Genomic DNA, 19,068 nt, shown 5'->3' on the forward strand with positions numbered 1-19,068 from the left:
TCCGTCTCAATGGCGAACATCGGTCTATCTCGGGCGATTGTGCCCCTCCCCTGTATCCCCTCCCCAAACTCTGGCGAGTTTAGGGAGGGGAGCGAAAGGAATCGGACCGGACGGGCCAGGCGGAAGCCTGGCGTTCCAATGTGTCGCCGAACGGGAAAACCCTGGTTTGTAGCACAATTTTAGACACGAATCAGACCATAATCTTGCGATGGGGGGACTTCTGCTCACGGTTCTGTTGCTGGCGTTTTTGCCGGGTTGCCGGTCGCAAAGATCGGTGGACGACGTGCTGGCGAAGTACGGCGCCAAGTCCGACGCCAAGTTCAAGCCGTTAACGGGACTAGAAAACTACCCGCCGGAGCGACTCACGCTCATTGCGATGAAGGATGAGCGCAAGTTGGAAGTCTGGATGGAAACGCCTAAAGGCCCGAAGTTCTTGACCGAGTACCCGATTACGGCGGCTAGCGGCGGCCCCGGCCCCAAGCGTAAGGAAGGCGACAAGCAAGTGCCGGAGGGTCTTTACCGCCTGACCGACTTGAACCCCAACAGCCGATACCACCTGTCCGTTCGGATCGATTATCCCAACAGGGACGACATTGCGCGATCCACAATCCCCGTCAGCGAAATGGGCGGCGACATCTTCTTGCACGGTCGGGCGGTTTCGATCGGATGCATCGCCATTGGCGATTCCGCGATCGAAGAACTTTTCTGCCTCATAGCCCGGGCAAAGCAGCGCGAGATATGGATCGCTCCCTACGACTTTAGAAAGAAGCAGCCGCCAGCAAACGACGAACTTTATCAGCGACTGGCCAAGCGCATGACGGACTATCGCCGCTAATTCAGCCGAACCCAAGCCGCTGTGCTGGGCACGAACGAGCCGTCCGCCGCACGAACGATCAAATACATCATATACCACCCCGGCGGGGCGATATGGGGCGAATAGGGAGTGCGAATCACGACCTGATCGCCTTGACGGCTGAAGCCGCACCGCACCAAACGTTGACCAAACTCGCTAGAGTGCGAGCCGCCAGAAACCGACATGAGCGCGACCGAGACCAACTCGCCCAACTTTTCTGGCACGCGGATTTGGGCGATGATCTTTTTGTCGTAACCGACGCCGTCAAACTCCGCAGCGCCTTTCCAGGTAGGACGGTCTTCATCGGATCGGGGCGATCCGTCCGATTTGAACAAGTAGGGCGGGCTATAGATGGTCGGGTATTGGTTGACGACATAGGCCGGCCCGCCGATGGGCCCGGGCATGTGGCCGCCGCCCGTCCAGACGCGCCCATCGGGCAACAGAACGGCGCTTGAGTGCACGAATCGGGCGCCGTCGGGGATTCCGTGTCCCTCTTCGCCGGACAGATCGTTATCAACGCTCGGCATTGGAGCGAGCGCGCGCCATTGGCCGGTCCGCCAATCGCCGTTGGCATCGGGAGACAGCAAATAGGCATCGAGCGAGAGATCGCTTGCCTGCCAGTTGGGGATGCAGTCTCGGCGATCGAAGTCCTTCTTCACTCCGCCCAAGACCATTATCTGACCCGTGGGCAGAATAACGCTCATCAGCCCCTTGCGCCCAGGAGAGAGGGGCGGAGCGTTGTGCCATGTTGGCACGCCGGTCGATAAATCGTGGATCGTGGCAAACTTGACGCCTTGGTAGGGATCGCAACCGTTCGCGCCGCCGATTTGGATCACCCTGGACAGGACTTGGTCGGCGGGCGTTTGAGGGTTCAGGGCACCAGGTTCCATGCGCGGCAGCAGCACGGCATTGCCGAACAACCGCGCGATTTGGAAGGAGGGGTCGGGCAGGTTGGCATGCCGCTGCCAGCCCAGCTCGGGCCGGTCGGGATCAAGCAGGTAAACCGGAAAGTGCGGCCCGCCATAGGCGACCCGGCTCTGGATTTGACCGTTCTGGATGTATGAGACCACGTTCACCCTTGGATAAGCCGAGCCCAGATGCTGGCGCTGGTCCAAAAAGTGGTAGCGGGTCGGGTTGTTCGCATCGCACGGCAGCACGTTCAGCGGAAAAACCTGGAGCGAGTTGGTAGCCGGATCGAAGATCTCGTAGGTACGGGTGAACGGGTTGGGATCGGTGTCGCAGGTGAGGGGGCTGTAGTTGTCGTGCGTGCCGCCCACTATCAGCGCCTTGCCGTTCGGAAGCATCAAGGCTCCGGCGTATCGGCGCTGTTCGGCCATTTCGAACGGTCCCATTCGGCCTCTATCGGGAGCGACGTTCCATTCGGCAACATTCCACGTTTGCGCCCCTTTCAGGCCGTCTCGTCCGCCGCTGGGCGCCCTAAACGCGCCGCCGGGAAAGAGAAGGCGACCATCGGGCAGAGCGATTTGGGACGATCCATAGATATTGGAATTGAAGAGACGATCTTCGATCGGCGCGCCCGGATCGGGATCGGGAATGTAGCCCCAGAAGCCGTATGATCGGCGGCCGGTATGGAACGTCGGATGCCACAGAAGGTAGCTTCCGTAATTGAGGCTGTTGGAATCCCAGCCGTAGCCCCAGCACATGAGGACGCCGCGAGGTTGACGTTCGCCCGGCTGTACGTCCCATTCAAATGGGAGAAGCACGGCGTTGATGCCGTAGTAGCCTTTGATGTCGTGTCCGCCCGGATTGTAGAGGCTGCGTTCGTCCGGCTCTGGCCAGCTGTAAGGCGGTTGGCCGATTGCGAAGGCGCGCCAGCGCACGGGGCGAGCGCCTTCCAGGCCAGCGTAAAGGAAGTCCCAGCGGCCCAGTTGGGCTTCGTTTTGTGCCAGGGCGCAAGAGGCCGCCAATCCAAGCAGAAGAAAGGTCAGACGCTTCATGGTTGTATCAACAGGGAGTCTACCGGGTTTCGGTTCCATGCGGATTCAGGCGCTTTTACTAGGCGCCCTTGCGAGCAATTTGGATTATAATTACCGCACCAAACAAGGGCGTCTTGTCGGGTAAGAAATCCGCATCCCTTGATCCATTTTGGAACTGATAAGGAGGGCATGACACCATGCTTAAGACCCGTTTCATGCATTATCTTGCCGCTGGCGCAGCCGTGCTGGTCGTTACTGGCGCAAACGCTCAGACGTTTGTCGAGAGCGAGCCGAACGACTCTAAGGCGGCAGCCAACAATGTTCTAATGGGCACGGGCAACTTCACGGCCATTCAAGGCAACAGCACATCCAGTACCGGCGCGGGGCTGGACTATTTCCGCGTTCAGACGACCGGCGATGCGTTGGGGATCTATCGGCACCGATTGGTACTGACGACGCAGGGAACTGCGGGCCACACGGCCACCATTCGGGGGCTTAGCCAGACGGGCGCTGCCTTTGGCCCGTGGGACGGCTCGACCGTCGGCACGCCTACAGCGACGGAAGTTGCCGCACAGACTGGCTCAACGGCCACTACCCCGCCTCGCTTTGTGCAGTGGTATGGTTTTGGCAAGCGCGAGCAGATCGACTATCGCGTAACCGGCACGAGCTCGACCAGCGCGGACTACATCGCTTCGTACGAGCGAATGACGATCACGCCGCGCGACATTGGCGACTACGAGATGGGAACCATCACGATCAATTTCGTGGGGCAGACCACGCTGGATACCGACATTTGGGTTTATGATGCCAACTTAAATCCTATTCGCGGATATGGCAGCGACGACGAGAGCATCCATAACGGCGGCGCGGGCACGACGCTCCAGTCGAGACTGCGGCGCGACTATGGCCTTGGCCGATATTACATCGCCGTTGGCCGGTTTAACCTGGCGTTGGATCAGGGCAGCCCATGCGACGACGACTTCCGCACTGGAAGCATGCTCGAATACCCGAACGCGGTACTGAGTTCTTCATCTGCGACTACGACAACTCTTGCGAGCTTCCAGATGATCGATGCGAACGGCACGACCGACATCGTTGGCGACGCTTTCGGCCCGTACGACGTCAACTGGTATTGCTTCGACGTGGTTCCGGAGCCGACCAGCATGGTTGCACTGGGCGCAGGCCTGCTGGCCTTGGCCGCTCGACGACGACGCAAGTAGTTCCTCATCTGTCTCCTTAGCAAAGAGAGCGCGGGCTAACGTCCGCGCTCTCTTGCTATCGCGTGGCGCAGACCTTTGACGCTTACTTGGGCTGTCTCGACGCCTAGTTTGACCATTGCGCGTTCGAGAAACAAGGCGCCGCCGAGGATGGCCCGTACTCGTCCCGGGTCTAAACCGGGAAGGGAAAGGCGCTGATCTGCGGTCATGGACGCAAGAGTCGTTAGGGCTTCGGAGACTTCTTCGAGCGTGATCGACGCGCCGTGGATGCGTTCTATATCGAACGCCCCGAGCCTGATCGCCATGAGCGTTGTGGCAGTGCCACCGATTAGAACTAATCGAGTTACAGGCTGAAACTGAGCGAGTGGCTCGAGCCTGCTATCTATCTCGACGCAGGCTTGGAGCAGTTCTGAAGGGGCTGGGGGGTCGCTCGTCAGATGCCTCTCGGTAACGCTGGATGCGCCGATAGGAAGGCTGATTCTGCGCTCCTGGTCGGCGAGTTCCAAACTCCGCCCGCCCAAGTCGAGAACCGTTGCCCCCGGGCCAAAAGCCGCGTCATCGACGACCGAGGCATAGCTGAGGCCCGCCTCCTCTTCTGCCGATAGGACGCGGAGCTTAATGCCGCGTTTTGCGAACTCGGCGAGCAATTGATCGCTGTTTGTGGCTTCTCTTAAAGCGGCCGTTCCGACGGCCAGAATTTTGGCGCCAGTTGTCAAGGGAAGAAACTCGTCCACGGCGTTCATACACCGCTGGATGGCTTCGGCGGTCAATTTGCCTGCAAAATCGAGTCCCTCTCCAAGCCGAGTGATCCGTACTTCGTCGTGAAGGTCGTTTTGGCCGTCCGTAACCAGCAAGATGAGCGAGTTTGAGCCAACGTCGAAGACCGCGACCATGGCCAAGCATACCTGCGCTGTGCCACAATGGGGTCATGGTTGCCATAATGCCCGATGCCCTGTGGCTGGAAGATTTTATCGACCGCGCGCTGGCGGAAGATATTGGCTTTGGCGACATCACAACCGCATCCGTCGTGCCTGAGGATGCGGCCATTCGTGCCGAAATCGAGGTTCAGGCCGAGGGCGTCGTGTGCGGACTGGCTGTTGCCGAGAAAATCTTTCATCGGGTTGATTCTCAGCTGAAGGTTCGTTCTTTGGCTTCGGACGGAGATCGGGTATCCGGCGCCGTCATGCGGATAGAAGGCTCGGCCCGTTCGGCGCTGACGGCAGAGAGGACGGCGCTCAATATCTTGCAGAGGTTGTCCGGGATAGCGACGCTAACCTGGCGGTACGTTCAAGCGGTCGCGGGCACAAAGACCGCAATCGCCGACACGCGCAAAACAACGCCCGGCATGCGGGCCTTAGAAAAGTACGCGGTGGCGGTGGGCGGCGGTCGAAACCACCGTTTTGGCCTGTTCGACGCCGTGCTGATCAAGGACAATCATCTTTCCCTTGCTGGATGCAGCCTAACGGAAGCGATTCATCGGGCTCGGCAACGCGCTCCGCACCTGGCCAAGATCGAGGTGGAATGCGCCACTTTGGGACAGGTGGAAGAGGCTGTAGCGGCCAAGGCTGACGCTATCATGCTGGACAACATGAGCCTCGACGAGATGCGGGAAGCGGTGCGAATGGCGCCGGGCGTCCTTTTAGAAGCGTCGGGCGGCATTACTCTTGAGACCGTGCGTTCGATTGCAGAAACGGGCGTAGACTTAATCTCTGTCGGAGCCTTGACCCACTCGGCGCCCATTTTGCCCATGCACATGGAGGTCGTTCCATAGTCCGAGCGGTCGGCTTGGCGGTCTTCGCGCTGGCGCTGGCTGTGCGTCTGGTCGGCATCGATTGGGGCTTGCCGAACAAGGAACGCCACTATCCCTATCATCCGGACGAGTTTCTAAATCTAGCGATTGCCAACTATCAGACCAATCCGTTTGCCGGAGATTTTTCGCCTGGGTTTTACAACTACCCGCCTTTGCCTTTCTATCTCTTCAGCGCGGTCTATCATGGCGCGCAGGCGTATGGGTTTGTGGCGACGCCGAGCCGGGACGCGACGGACGAGGATCGGGCTGAGTTTCATGCCTCGTTGTTGCGAATCGGTCGATGGTTGGTCGCAATGTTTGGGGCTTTGACCTGTTTGCTGACCTTTGCGCTGGGGGCCAGATGGCTGCCGATTTGGGCTGCGGCTATGGGCGCTGCGGCGTTGGCCGTTGCGCCAGGGTTCTTAATGCACAGCCGGTTTCAGACGGTCGATGTCATGTCAGCGTTCTTTGTTGCGGCCTGCTTGTGGCAGACGGCAAAGTTGGCAGAAGACCCTACCGCCGGAAAGAGGTTAGTTTTTGCCGCCCTCTGCGCCGCCGCTGCGGCAGGGTGCAAATACAACTTGGCGGTCGTCTTGATCGCTCCAATCAGCGCCATTTGGCTACAGGGCCAGGCGAAGCCCAGGGTCAAAGCAGTCCGAACGTTGCTATTGGCGCTCTTTTTTACCATTGGATTCCTGGCGCTCTGCCCCGGCGTGTGGCTGGAGTTTGGTCAGTTTTGGAAAGACTTTACTTTTGAACTTCGACATGCGCAAGAGGGCCATGGATTGGTGTTTGTCGATACGGGGCCGGGCTGGCTATACCATCTCGACCCCAACCTGACGGCAGGATTTGGAGGAGCGCTCTTGTTAGCCAGCGCCATCGGATTGGCGGGATTGGCTCGCCAGAAGGAGGCGGTCGGCGCTCTTCTCTTCTTCGCCATCTTCTTTGTGCTATTGGGGTTCGCGCAGATTCGCTTTATGCGGTATTTGTTGCCGCTGTTCCCTATCTTGGCTTTGGGCGTCGGCAATGCGCTGACAGTTGCCACAAGATTGCTGACCGATGGGCGCTCGGGGATGAAGCCGACCGGGCTTGCGCTAGTCGTCGTCGCTTTGGGAGGCATTGCGCATACGGCAGCCATGGGCTATGCGTGGACCCAAGTCATGTTGGATCACGATCCGAGGTATCAGGCAAAAGTCGCATTAGAGGAACACGACAGCGGCTCGATCGCATTTGTCAAGGACCCTTGGTTCTACACGCCGCCTCTGTTCCCGCAATCCGGCGCCCTCACGATGCAGGATCGGCAGGTCGGGTTGGTCGATCGGCCCTATCTGATTGCGATGGCGCCGCCCGAGTGGAACGTTCATGCGCTTCGAGAGAAACGGCCCGAATGGGTCGTTATCAGCGAGTTCGAGTACTTTGACGACGAGCGGCTGCGTCTGCCCGACTGTATCGAGTTTATGAAAGAACTGAAGGCTGCTTATGATCTGGCGTTCGCGTTCGGCAAGAAGGGGGGATTGTTGCCCAAAAACCCGCCGCACGACATGCTCTATGTCTATCCCGAAGTGCGGCTCTACCGGCTCAAGAGGTAGAATCTAAGAAAAAGGGAGGCGTTTGGTATCTCCACAGATAAAGTCGTAAAGGAAATCCTGGTCAACGTCGCGCCCAGAGAGACGCGAATCGCGGTTCTAGAGAACAGCCAGATCATGGAGCTGCGCGTTGAGCGCGGCGAACGAATTGTCGGAAACATTTACAAAGGGTTGGTGCAAAACGTTCTTCCCGGTATGGACGCGGCGTTTGTCGATATCGGGTTAGAGCGCAACGCGTTTCTTTATGTCGCGGACGTATTGACCGAGGGAGAGGAAGGTCCAGATCCGGCGGCGTCGATGCGGCGATCGGAGCTGCGAAAGCGCAAGATCGCCGAACTGTTGAAGGCGGGCCAAGAGGTCATGGTGCAGGTGATCAAGGGGCCTCGCGGCACAAAGGGCGCCCGTGTCTCGACGCGGATTTCGTTGCCGGGCCGTTACTTTGTGCTCATGCCCGACGGCAGCCATGTCGGCATCTCTCGCAAGATTGAGGATCGCGAAGAGCGCGATCGCCTGCGCGACTTGGTTGCCAAGATGAAGGTGGACAACTTCGGCGTGATCGTGCGCACCGAAGCCGAGGGCAAGAGCGACGCCGAGATCACGCAGGACATCCAGTATCTGGCGGACATCTGGACCGAGGTTAAGAAGAAGAGCGAAAAGGTTCGGGCGCCTGCCCTGGTGCACGAGGACGCTTCTCTGCTCTATCGAGCGCTGCGGGACATGTTCTCATCGGACGTTAGTCGCCTGATCATCGACGATCCGGACGAGTACGAAAAAGTACATGAGGTGCTGAAGCACATCTCGCCGAAGCTTCTATCGCGGGTATCCCTGTTCGACGGCGAGGAGTCGATTTTCGAGCATTACAACGTCGAGAAGGAGATGGAACGGCTGTTGCGCCGCAAGGTCTGGCTGAAGTCGGGCGGCTTCTTGGTCATCGACGAAATGGAGGCGATCACTGCCATCGATGTGAACACGGGCAAATATACGGGCAAAACCTCGCTGGCCGAAACGATCCTAAAGACCAATTTGGAAGCGGTGGACGAGGCGTGCCGGCAACTTCGGTTGCGCGACATGGGCGGCATCATCGTGCTGGACTTTATCGATATGAATCGCCACGCCGACCGCCGTCAAGTGATGGCGGCGCTTCAGAAGGCCCTGAAGAACGACCGCGCCAAGTATCGAATCGGCAAGATCAGTTCGCTTGGCCTGGTGGAAATGACGCGCAAGCGCACATCTGAGTCGGTCTCGCAGAGCCTGACCATTACCTGTCCTAACTGCTTCGGTCGAGGGCGACTGCCATCGCCCGAGACGATCAGCCTATGGGTAGAGCAGGAACTGGCCACCAAGGCTCGCAAGGAGGACCATGACGCTTTCCTGATAGAGGCGCACCCTCAGGTGGCCGAACACATCATCGGCGACGAGGGCGAAAACGTGGAGATGCTCGAACATGCGATGCGCCGAGCGATCTTCGTTCGGGCAAAGCACGATTGGCCTCTGGAGGAGTTTAAGGTGCACGGCGGCAGTCTGGCCGAGATGAAGAAGAGTTTGATGCCTTATCGGCGCGCGCAAGTCTTAGAGTGCAAGGTGGTTCCGTCCGCGTTGGACGAAGAGGATCGGGTGGGCTGGGCAAATGGCTACCTGATCCAATGGGAGGAAGACTCGCCGCGCGAGAATCAGACCAAGATTGCGCTGGGGGACGTTCATCGATCGTTCGCGTTCGCGGCGCCCGTAAAGGCAAAGACCGGCGCGACGGAGGTTCCATAGTGTCGGAGGTGCAGGCGCGACAGCTTCAGTTGATCTTGCAGGCGTCGATCGGCCAGATGAACGATTTGCGGCGACAGCGGATCTTGGAGGCTCTAGGCGCCGGATGGGCCGCTCAGCCCATCCCCAATCAGCCGGCAGTGGCGTTCATCAATCCGACAACGCGCTCATCGCTTGTGTTCGCCGAGCAGCAAATGAATTATGCGCAAGAGAGCCAAAACCTGCAACTGGGATCGTCCGAGATAGCGGATCTGCTGTCGCCCGTTCGAGAAGCGCTGCTCTTAGAGGATCGGTTTCCGATGGCGCTTCAGTTGGTGGGGTACATGGACGCGAATGGCGCGGCTACCGAGCGATCGGTGGAATATTTCAGCCCTTACCAGCCGGAGCGACTGCGAGAGACTTTTCCGGGCTTGCGCGGCATCGGCCTGAGAATCAACTACGACGACGGGCCGTTCTCGTGCGATCTGCGCTTCGAACCGTTCTTCGCCGAGCCGAGCCACTACTTCATTCAGTTGAACGTTTCGACTCCGACCGCGCTTTCGTTGAATCAACTAAGCGAGGACGCTGCTCGATTTGTGGATCGATTTCGAACCGATTCAGAGCGCTTCTTAGAGGACGTTGCGGGCGAATCTTAGGCGTAAGGCTCTAACGCAACGAGCAGGGCCGAAGGCACGGGCGTCGCTTCCATCTGGCCGTTCTCGCGCTTAAAACAGGCAATCTCTTGCTCTCCAAAAGCAACGCGCTCCTCCGAGCCGTTCTTGAGGCGAACGTATTCGAACTTCATGGCGACTCGGTTCTGTTTAACCGAGCTGAGCGACATGCGCACAGCGACCTCGTCAAAAGCGTTCAGTTCGGCAAAGTAGTCGCATGAGCAGTGCAACGTGGCCAAGTAGAGACCATCGGCGATCTCGGTCAGAAGCTCGGGGCACTTTTCCTTGATGAAGAGTTCGCGGCAACGGCCTTGCCATCGAAGATGATTGACGAAGTAGACGTTGCCGACGACGTTGGTCTCTTCAAAACCCACCACGAGGCGCATTTCGTAGTAGTTAGGCATTTGTCGTAAGAACGCTTACCACCAACCGGCCCTCTCGCGAGTCGAGGGCGAGGCTGTAAATGGTCGCGTCTCCGCTCATCAGTTTGCCGCTATCCGCCACCGTTAGCGGCGCGTTAAAGGGCTTGCCCGCTTTCTTAAGGCATTCCAAGGCAGTCCATACCCTGGTTTGCGAGGTTTCGAGCGGCTCGTTCCATTGTCGGGCTATCTGTTTCGCCAGTTCGTATCGCTCGCCCAAGAGGTTTGGCCAGTCGATGTCGCTTTGATCGATGCGTTCGGCGTCGACCGCTACAAGGTTTTTTGACGCAACGGCTAGATGGAGGTCTCCACAATGGGTAACAGAGACGCGCCAGCCTTTGGCTTCGGGCTTGCCGTCCGGGCGATGAGTTATCGGCGCTCCAATGGTCTGTGCCAGACGTTCGGCCGGGTCTTCTTGGCTGCCGACAATTATCAAATCTCCGCCGATCGCGCGCTGAACGATGGGCGCGACGAGCTCGGCCGGCCATCCATCGTCCATCTGGGCCGGCGCAACCTCTCGCAATCGCAATCCTTGCCAACGCTCCTTGCCCGCCCAGAGCTCGTAGGTGTGATCGGGCGGCTGGCGTTCGAGTTCGGTCGCAGTGGCCGTTGCGTCGCGCTCGTGCTTGGCGAGAACGATCTTCTCTACCGAGAGGGGGATCAAAGTCGAGTGGGGAATACAGGCTTGGATCGCGTGAAGCGAGGCGTCTCGCAAGCCTGGGTCGCCGAGCAGGAGCTGCGCGGGCAGATAGTCGCCGAACCATTTTCCGGCATCGTGCTTGAGATCGGCGGTCATGGTTTGGGCCTGGATGTCTCGGTAAAGCGCAACTCGCTTGAAGCGCCCTCTCTGGAACAGGAGTTTCTCGTACATCTCCTCCGATGGGTCAAAGTCGATCGGCGCGAGGCTGGACTGATTCTCGGTCGATTCTTGAGGCTCGAACTCGGCCGTTGCGCTCATATGGTTGGTTTGGAATTGAGTCTCCGATGAGCGAACGGCGAGCAGCGCTTTGTCGCCGTCCAGAAGCGAGGCGATTCGGATTGTGCAGCCCTCGTCTGGAACCGTTATCGCACGGTCGAACCGTACATCGGCAAAAGCGGTCGGGATTTTGCCCGTTAAGCCCAAAGCGGTCTGCGCCATGGCTTCGAGCGCCATCACGGCGGGGAAAATTCGTTGGCCCTGCAGGGCGTGGTCGTCGAGGTAAAAGTCTGTCGCGGGAGAAAGGCGAGCCTCGACAATCAGTTCGACGCCCGGCGCCTGGACGAGCGTCGTTTCGAGGAAGCGAAGAAGCGGCAGGTCTGATTGCTCTGTCTTTAAGGTCGGCAAGCCGCTAAATCGGCCCGAAACGACCATGCGATTCGGGGCGCTGGGGTCTTGCACGGCATTGAGAAGGATCTCGATGCCCTGATCGATGGGGATCGGCTGCACGCCCTGGGCAGAAAGGATTTCGAGCACGCCAAGGCGCTCGCCCATGCCAATGCCGCCCCAAACGGACCATTCTAAGCAAATCGCACGCTTCGCTTTGTCGGTCGAAATAGTCTCTTCGGACATCCATTCGTTAGCAAAGGCGTAGTCGGCATTGCCGGGCATTCCGGCGCGACCGATAATGCTGCCAAAAGTAATCAGCAAGTCGAGGGGTTTGGAGAGCGCGTTTAAGATCGACGAAAGCGCGGCTTTGGGCGCGAGGGTCGATCGCATGTCGGTAATCGAAAGGTCTTCGATCTTCTTTGGCCGGTTGACGCCTGCGCCGTGCAAGAGAACAGAGACGGCCCCCATCTCCTTTTCGATCTGTCGGATCGTGCCGCCAACGTCGCCCGTAACATCGGCGGCGTAGTATCGGGCTTCGACGCCTTTAGCGGCCATGCGCTCAAGGTTTGCCTTCAGTTCCGGATCGTCGTTTGGATCGGAACGGCCGATGACAGCCAGGCGCGCGCCAAATCGTTCGGCCAAGGCCAGGGCGCACTCCGCTGTGATGCCTTTTCCGCCGCCAGTAGCCAGAATAAGATCGCCGATAACAGTCTGGCTCGATTTTGAAAATCGGACAGGCTTAAGAATCGGCGTCAGCCGACGGCCATCATGCACGATTTCTTGGAATCCGTCTATTGCAAGGATCTCCTTTGCAACGGCGCTCCAATCGGGTTTCGACGGCAGTGTAACGATGCCAACGCTCACCTCGGGCCGTTCAAGCTTCAGGCTCTTTGCAAAGCCTCCGCCAAAGGCGCCGGTTTGAATCACGACGAATCGTGCAAAGTTCTCGTTGATGGCCTTGTGGGCGGCTGTTAACAAGAGTTCCGCTGCTTTTTCCCGACTATCCAACGCAACGATGAGGGTGTCGCGGTCGGGATGAAGGGGCTTTAGGTTCTTAAGCAGCGCTTCGGAGCCGAGTTGTTCGACCTTTGCTTGGCCTTCCTTTGGACTCGACTCTGGCACTGGCGCGAACTCTATGGCAAAGGCTCGCGTCCAAGCTTCGACGCCGTCGATAGCGGTTGGTCTTGCAGGCGCGCCCTTCATCTCCGAGAGCGCTTGGGCCAGTTCGGCCACGGTTGCGTTGGAGTATTCGGTCGGCGCGGCGGGCGGCGGCAATCCGAGCGTTTTGGCGGCTTCGGTTACAATCTGGCTGACCGTGATGGAGTTCAGGTGCAGGTCTCGCAGCAAGCGGCTCTCTTCCTTGACCATCTCGATCGGCAGTTCGGCTTTTTTAGCGATGATCGCACGAACGCATTCTAGCGGGCTGTCCGCCTGAGTTGACGTTGGATCTTCCAGGGCTTCTTTGCGCTGCATCTTGGGCGTATCGAAGTCGGGGGCCAGTTCGCAAGGGTTGACAAAGAACTTCGGCTGGCGATCAAGATCGAACGGCCTTGAGAATCGGTCGGCGAGCGCTGTTCTTGGGTCGCCCGCGCCCAATACAAAGCAGGCGCCCCAGGCTTCCAAGAGCCCCGCAAAGGAGGACCCGCAGGCGTCGATCGAGATGCAGGGCGTCGAGCGTTGTTGAGAGACCAATCCAGAAAGGATCCGACCGGGGCCGACTTCGATCCAGAGGTCGATTCTCTGAGCAGAGGCTTCTCGAACGGCATCGCTAAAGCGCACTGGGCGGGTCAGTTGATCCTCTAACAGACTGCTTAGATCCGCATCGGCGTCCAGCCGGGCGCCGGTAATGGTCGAATAGACCGGCATGGCGACAGGATTGAGCGCCAGTCGATCGAGCGCCGCTTTTAGCCTGTCTGCGGCAGAGCGCATTTGGGGCGAATGGAAGGCGTGCGAGACAGACAGCCGGACGGCCTGCAGCCCCTTAGATTTAGCCTGTTCGACCAGTCGATCGACGGCGCTCGATTCGCCAGAAACGACGGTCTGGACGACTCCGTTCAGGCCGGAAATGCAGAGAGCGTCGCCAAAGGGCTTGATCAGTTCTTCGACCTCCAGCGGGCCGGCGGCGATGCTGGCCATACCGCCCAAGCCGGGCGCCGCGCTCATGGCGGCTCCTCGCTCCAGCGCGAGATCGGCGGCGTCAGAAGCGGTCATAGCGCCTGCCCAATGAAACGCGACTATCTCGCCAAGGCTGTGGCCGATGGCGAACGAAGCGCTCACCTGAGCGACCTGCAACGCGCATAAGCCGGCCAAAGTCGATGCAACGATGGAAGGCTGGGCGACGGCTGTGTCTTTCGCGTCAATCCCCGCCGGGATGCGCGCGCTTGCGAACAGATTTTCGATCGGCTCGAAACGCTGGCCCCAGACGCCCGGTTCGAGCCGTACCGGCGCGGCCTGGCCCGGGAACAGAAATCCGACCGTGCCGCCCTGGCCATTGCCCGCCCAAGCGCCCGCATAAGAAGCAAAGCCTTGGCCGTCCCACTGCAAGAGGGGTTGGATTCGTTCGGCCAGTTCGTTCGGCGACGAGGCGACAGCTGCCACTCTGAAGGGTTCGTCCTGCGCTTGGCTCGCCAGCGCGACCGAAAGGTCGGTGAGTTCGCTAAGGCTGAGAGTCGGCGCGATGTCGGCGATCTTCTTGGCTTTGTCTTTCAGATCGTCCAAACTGGGCGCCGAGAGGATGAAGAGTTCGGCGTCTTGCCAACTGCCGGTCAGCTTGCGTTCTGCCGCGGTCAGCTTCTCCCTGCGCTCGGCGACAATGCCCTCCATGGTTACGTGGCAGTTGATGCCGCCGAAGCCCATCGCGCTCACGCTGGCGCGCAAAGGTTGATCGATCGGCCAAGGTTCGGCCTGGGTTAGGGGCTTCAGTTTGGATTCGGGCTTCAAGAACTCTGCATGAGGCGATTCCATGCCGCTGTTGGGCGGCAAGAGCTGTTTGCTGAGGGCGAGGGTGGCTTTGATGAAACCCGCTGCGCCGGCCGCTGCTTTCGTGTGTCCGATGTTGGCTTTGATGGAGCCTATGACGGCTTTTGCCGCCTTGGCGTCGGCTTCGGCGCGCGCCCGGTTGATCGTGGCCAATTCGACGGCGTCGCCGACAGGGGTGCCGGTGCCGTGGCCTTCAAAATAGACGACCGAATCGATTCCATAGCCCGCGCGCTTATAGGCTCGGCGCAAAGCGAGGATTTGCCCTTCCTCTTCGGGCCGGGTGATGCCGCCGCTGCCATCGGACGAAACGCCCCAACCGCGCACGACCGCGTAAACCCGATGACCCTCGGCTAAGGCGTCCTCTAGTCTCATGAGCACGACCATCCCAGAGCCTTCGCCCGGCCAAAAGCCCTGAGAGCGGGCATCGTAAACGCGCATCACCTCGGGCGCGAGGGCGCCGACCTTCGCAAACCCTACAATCTCGAAAGGATCGAGGCTCAGATCGACTCCGCCAGCAATGGCACAATCAAGGTCGCCGTTCGTTAACGCTTGGCACGCGTTAGAGATTGCCAAGAGCGAGGCGGCGCAGGCGCCATCGACCGTATAGCCGCCTCCCTTTAGGTCGTAGTAGTTGCAGATTCGTCCGGCGATGGTGTTGGAGAGGCCGCCTGCCAGAGATTCGTCCGCAGTCTCGGGGAACGGAGACTTGTAAGCCCGTTCGACCTCGGCCAAGAACTCGGCGATGCGATCCCTCGACCAGTCGGATTTTTGAAGGGCTTCTCCCAGCACGCGACCCACGTATGGCCAGCGCAAGCGCATGAGATTAGCCCGGCTGAACTCTCCCGTAAGGGTGTTGCCCAGCAACACGCCGGTCGTCTCTTTTGGCAGGCGGGCGCCGTCTTGGAATCCGGCGTCCGATAGGGCTTGGGAGGCGACATCGAGCGCGAGCCAGTGGGCCGAATCGACCTGTCGATAGGTGCCGCCCGAAACCTTGAACTTGACGCGGTCGAACTCGTAGCCTTCGATGACGGCTGCCTTGTCGCAATAGGCGCGGTCGGGGTCGGAGCGGTCGTCCGAGACGTAATCCGCGGGCCTCAATCGCTCGTCGGGAATGCGCCGAAATGCACGGCGGCGAGCCAGGACGTTCTCCCAGAGTTCCTGGGGGTTGGCGGCGTCTGGATAGCGGCAGGCCATGCCGATGACCGCGATCTTCACCGATCCTTGCCTCCTGTGAACATCGCGGAGGATTGGGCGGTCGCCGGTTCTTGCCGGCTGGCCTTCAAGGCGTTGTTCAGGGCTATCGACAATCCACGGACGACGCACACGATGGTGAGCGCGAAGAACAAGCCGTAAACCACATGGAAGACCATGAGGAGCGCATAGACAAAAGCGACCGAATAGCCGAAAAGCATCTGATTCTTCGGATCGTCCGGCGTAGTGGCCGGATCCGTGACCATGTAGAACGTATACAAGACAAACGCTACGCCCGTCATCGGCCCCAGCCCGGCCAAGAACGGCGTATCAAAATAGGCGCTTCGTATGAAAGCCTGAAGCGCAAAACCGGTCAGCCATGCGAAGATCAGGGGCAGCCGCTTGGTAAATCGAAAATTGAGAAACGTGCCGGTAAAGAGAATAATGCCGACCGGCACGAAATCCCAAGCGTTGACCAGATTCTCTGTGAACTGATAGGGCTGCGCCACGCCGACCCAGGGAAAGGCAAGCAGCGTGGCCGTGATTCCGAAGTTGGACGGGTTGAGGAAGTGCCGCTTGCCGGTGTCGAGAGACATTCTTAACAAATGCTTGCTGGCAATGGCGACGCTGGCGCCGAACGCAACGACCCAGAACTGAGCGTTCGGATAGATGAGCATCGCGACGGCCAGACCCGTGATATGAGCCGAGAGCATAAAGTCGATCAGCTTGCGCATTCCGCCCAAGAATCGCGGCGGACGGCGATGGGCGATCGCATCGGCCAATTCGATCAAGATCTCTGTGCCGTAGGCCGCTGCCAACGAGACGAACGGGTGAAGCCAAGCCTGCTCGAAGCCTAACACCGTGTGGCCAAGGATGTTGAGCACGGTGATGGCGATGGCAAAGCGGCGCAGGCCGCCTAGCCGCACGTCTTGCTTCCAAGTCGTGGGGCTCATCGGTCGCCCTCATCGAGCAGAATGTCATGTCTGCCCGGGCTCAACTGCAGTTGCTTGGATTGCGGACGGCCATTGGCGTCGCGCCATTTGACGGTAACGGTTATCTGTTCGCTGTTCGTGTCGCCAAGGCCAAAGCAAAGTTCGTTCGATCGCGCTCCGGAGTGTCCGTTGCCGCCATCGACCTGCCGAGCAATCTTGCGCCCGTTTGGAAGCTCGACGGTCGCTGTCGCGCCGACGGCGGAGCGAGATCGTCCGTTGCTCGTCGGCAAACGAAGATTCAAGATAAGGGATCGTCCCGCCTTTTCGCTCTTGTTGAGGTACAAGAAGGAGGCTTCCCATTGGTTGCCGACGGCAAAATCCAGCAGGCCGTCGCCGTTGACGTCCGCCGTCGCGATGCCGCGCGTTACCATCGGCTCGTCGATACCGATCAGCTTGGCAAGATCGACAAATCGACCCGACGAAGCCTGCACGAAGAACGGATTGTGCTGATAGCCGCTCAGGTCGTCGCCCGGCTGACAGCGGAACCAGAAGCGCGGATCGGGTAAGAACTCGTCGTTGGCGGTGGCCAGTTCTTGCAGTTCCGGCCATCGGTTCTTGTCGCCTCGCACAAAGCCGGTCGCCTGGATCGCTTCTAGCGCGCCGTCGTTGTCAAAGTCGTCCAGTTTCGTTTCCCAGCCCCATCCGCTGCGGGATAGGCCGAGCCGCTCGCTATGGTTTTGATAAGGGGCGCGACCCTCCTTCATTGCGCTCGCATCATCGACGCTGACCCACATGTAGTGGCTTTCTAAGAGCATCCACGGCGCGGCGATGTTGCTGACGTAGATGTCTGGGATGCCGTCGCCGTTGATATCGCCAAAATCGACGCCCATGCCCTTAAATGAATCGACTCCGATGCGCTGGCTGTTGGGCGTCGTCCACTCTTTGCGGCCGTGCAGAAGCGCAAACTCGATCTCTCCCGGCTTGGAGCGATTGTGCAGGAGCCGATCCGGGCCAAAGTCGTTGGCGAAGTAGATCTCGGGTAGAAGGTCGCCATCCAGATCGCACGCGCCGACCGCCAGCGTCCAGCCTCGCGCAATCTGCTCTTCGAACATAAACTCCTCGTATCGGAGGTCGTCGCCTATGGCGGCACAGCGGAGAATTCGATTGTGTCCGCCGTTGTAAGCGCGAGACATGGAGTGCTGCATCTCTTCGATTCCCGTGCCGTCCTTGTCGAGGATGTTGCCCCCATCGTTGAAGTAGTTGCCGATAACGATATCGAGCATTCCATCGCCGTCTATATCGGCAATGGTGGCAGCGTTAGTGAACCATCGTTGGGCGCCTTCGACCAGTTCGACCGATTTGAAGCCAGCGGCAGAAAGAGGCGCATCCCCTATTCTGAGGAATGCAACCGGAGTCCGTCCCCAGTAGTAGACCAGCAGATCCATCAGGCCGTCTTGGTTCAGGTCTGCGGGGATTGCGCCCATGGGGGCGGTCGTGCCGGGCTTGTAGGCCGAGTCGTCAGAGATCAGTTCAAAGGGCTCGAATCGATCGCCGGTGGTCGGCACTGGCGCAACGATGACTTGATCGGAGCGAGTCTCTACATAGACAACGTCGTTGCTGAGGCCGTCTCCATCAAGGTCGTTGAGCGCAACGGCGCCGCCGACGGACGAGATCCAGGCCGAGATGCGCTCTAAGCTTGGATGCACATCGCGAACGTTGCGGAACGGTCTGCCCGGTACGCCGGGAAGCTCGTGCTTCTCGAATTTGAAGCGCGAGGCCAGCTCTCGTTGCTCGGAATCCGGCGTTACGGGCAGACGCGCCATGCCGAACATCGCCAGCACGATCAGTGCGGCGACTATCTTCTTTGCGTTCGTTCTTAGGATGCTCGTCATCTCCCTATTCCTAATGAATCGGCGACTCGGTTAATGTAGCAGAACCAAGAGGCGATGAGCGTGATTTGAAGCCGAGCAACGTCGTCAAATCCCGCCTGCGACAATTTTTCGTGGTCCTGCGGCCCTATTTGGGTCGCGTCTTTGGTCAGTTTCTCCACATACTCTAACATGGCTTTATCTTGATCGCTGATAGGCGCCGAACGAAAATCTCGCTCGACTGCTTGGGCCATCTCGTCGTCCAGGGTTGCCCGACGCAGAAACTCTGCGTGACTGACCACTCAGTAGACGCATCGGTTGATCCCCGAGACCACCGTCGCAATCATCTCGTGCTGGTCTCTCCTGAGCGGAAGATCGGGCGACATGAGCGAGCCGAAAGTTGCAAAGGCATGGAACAGCGCGTTCGGGATAATCGAATGCGATTCGACGATGCTAGGACCCGGGTTGGGCACGTCTACCGGCATCGCATACTCTGCCGGATAGAGTTTGCGCTGCTCCAGAATGAACTCGAGCAACGGGCCTTCCGCTTGGTCCAAGGGTATCGTTTTGATCCACGCCATTG

General features: G+C 59.3%; 14 protein-coding genes. 6 read left to right on the forward strand and 8 right to left on the reverse strand.

Translation table 11 applies throughout. From position 1 onward, the window contains the following. Positions 1–208 precede the first annotated feature (208 nt). A complete protein-coding gene (locus HUU60_09340) occupies positions 209–835 on the forward strand; it encodes a L,D-transpeptidase family protein (protein ID NUL82910.1) in 627 nt (208 codons plus the stop codon). Here the strand turns inward: HUU60_09340 and HUU60_09345 are convergent. Then, the gene (locus tag HUU60_09345; protein NUL82911.1) at positions 832–2,811 is read right to left on the reverse strand and encodes a DUF1929 domain-containing protein; all 1,980 of its coding nucleotides are present in this window, start codon (positions 2,809–2,811) and stop codon (positions 832–834) included. The two genes, HUU60_09340 and HUU60_09345, sit on opposite strands and share 4 nt — an antisense overlap. A gap of 176 nt (positions 2,812–2,987) precedes the next feature. Between HUU60_09345 and HUU60_09350 the strand changes: the two genes are divergently transcribed. After that, positions 2,988–4,010: a PEP-CTERM sorting domain-containing protein gene (locus HUU60_09350; protein NUL82912.1), complete on the forward strand. Its 1,023-nt coding sequence runs from the start codon at positions 2,988–2,990 to the stop codon at positions 4,008–4,010. 35 nt (positions 4,011–4,045) lie between these two features. On the opposite strand, the gene HUU60_09355 is transcribed toward HUU60_09350, so the two are convergent. After that, the gene (locus tag HUU60_09355) at positions 4,046–4,900 is read right to left on the reverse strand and encodes a hypothetical protein (GenBank protein NUL82913.1); all 855 of its coding nucleotides are present in this window, start codon (positions 4,898–4,900) and stop codon (positions 4,046–4,048) included. Between the two features lie 35 nt (positions 4,901–4,935). On the opposite strand from HUU60_09355, the gene nadC reads away from it, so the two are divergent. The 4 genes from nadC to HUU60_09375 all read left to right on the forward strand — a co-directional run bounded on the left by nadC (position 4,936) and on the right by HUU60_09375 (position 9,775). Continuing rightward, the gene (gene nadC / locus HUU60_09360; protein NUL82914.1) at positions 4,936–5,778 is read left to right on the forward strand and encodes a carboxylating nicotinate-nucleotide diphosphorylase; all 843 of its coding nucleotides are present in this window, start codon (positions 4,936–4,938) and stop codon (positions 5,776–5,778) included. A 14-nt stretch (positions 5,779–5,792) separates the two neighbouring features. Beyond that, on the forward strand, positions 5,793–7,385 hold the full coding sequence (locus HUU60_09365) for a glycosyltransferase family 39 protein (protein NUL82915.1): 1,593 nt from the start codon (positions 5,793–5,795) through the stop codon (positions 7,383–7,385). 114 nt (positions 7,386–7,499) lie between these two features. Next, a complete protein-coding gene (locus tag HUU60_09370; GenBank protein NUL82916.1) occupies positions 7,500–9,143 on the forward strand; it encodes an Rne/Rng family ribonuclease in 1,644 nt (547 codons plus the stop codon). Next, positions 9,143–9,775, forward strand: a complete 633-nt coding sequence (locus tag HUU60_09375; GenBank protein NUL82917.1) for a hypothetical protein — start codon at positions 9,143–9,145, stop codon at positions 9,773–9,775. Before HUU60_09370 ends, HUU60_09375 begins: the two co-directional genes overlap by 1 nt. On the opposite strand, the gene HUU60_09380 is transcribed toward HUU60_09375, so the two are convergent. Genes HUU60_09380 through HUU60_09405 form a run of 6 tightly spaced genes read right to left on the reverse strand, consistent with a single transcriptional unit; the run spans position 9,772 to position 19,066 of the window. Further along, the gene (locus tag HUU60_09380) at positions 9,772–10,194 is read right to left on the reverse strand and encodes an acyl-CoA thioesterase (protein NUL82918.1); all 423 of its coding nucleotides are present in this window, start codon (positions 10,192–10,194) and stop codon (positions 9,772–9,774) included. The genes HUU60_09375 and HUU60_09380 overlap by 4 nt on opposite strands. Then, entirely contained in the window at positions 10,187–15,709 is a 5,523-nt protein-coding gene (locus tag HUU60_09385) for an SDR family NAD(P)-dependent oxidoreductase (GenBank protein ID NUL82919.1), read from the reverse strand. Before HUU60_09385 ends, HUU60_09380 begins: the two co-directional genes overlap by 8 nt. Then, positions 15,706–16,638 carry an RnfABCDGE type electron transport complex subunit D gene (locus tag HUU60_09390; protein ID NUL82920.1) on the reverse strand — a complete coding sequence of 311 codons (933 nt, stop codon included), beginning with the start codon at positions 16,636–16,638 and terminating at the stop codon, positions 15,706–15,708. The genes HUU60_09385 and HUU60_09390 overlap by 4 nt, the downstream gene beginning before the upstream one ends. Next, complete coding sequence (locus tag HUU60_09395; GenBank protein ID NUL82921.1) at positions 16,635–18,509, reverse strand: CRTAC1 family protein; 1,875 nt, start codon at positions 18,507–18,509, stop codon at positions 16,635–16,637. Before HUU60_09395 ends, HUU60_09390 begins: the two co-directional genes overlap by 4 nt. Then, positions 18,506–18,787, reverse strand: a complete 282-nt coding sequence (locus HUU60_09400; protein ID NUL82922.1) for a hypothetical protein — start codon at positions 18,785–18,787, stop codon at positions 18,506–18,508. The genes HUU60_09395 and HUU60_09400 overlap by 4 nt, the downstream gene beginning before the upstream one ends. After that, on the reverse strand, positions 18,788–19,066 hold the full coding sequence (locus HUU60_09405) for a hypothetical protein (GenBank protein NUL82923.1): 279 nt from the start codon (positions 19,064–19,066) through the stop codon (positions 18,788–18,790). It lies immediately after the preceding gene. Positions 19,067–19,068: the final 2 nt, after the last annotated feature.

Source organism: Armatimonadota bacterium (assembly GCA_013359125.1).
Classification (GTDB): domain Bacteria; phylum Armatimonadota; class Fimbriimonadia; order Fimbriimonadales; family GBS-DC; genus JABWCR01.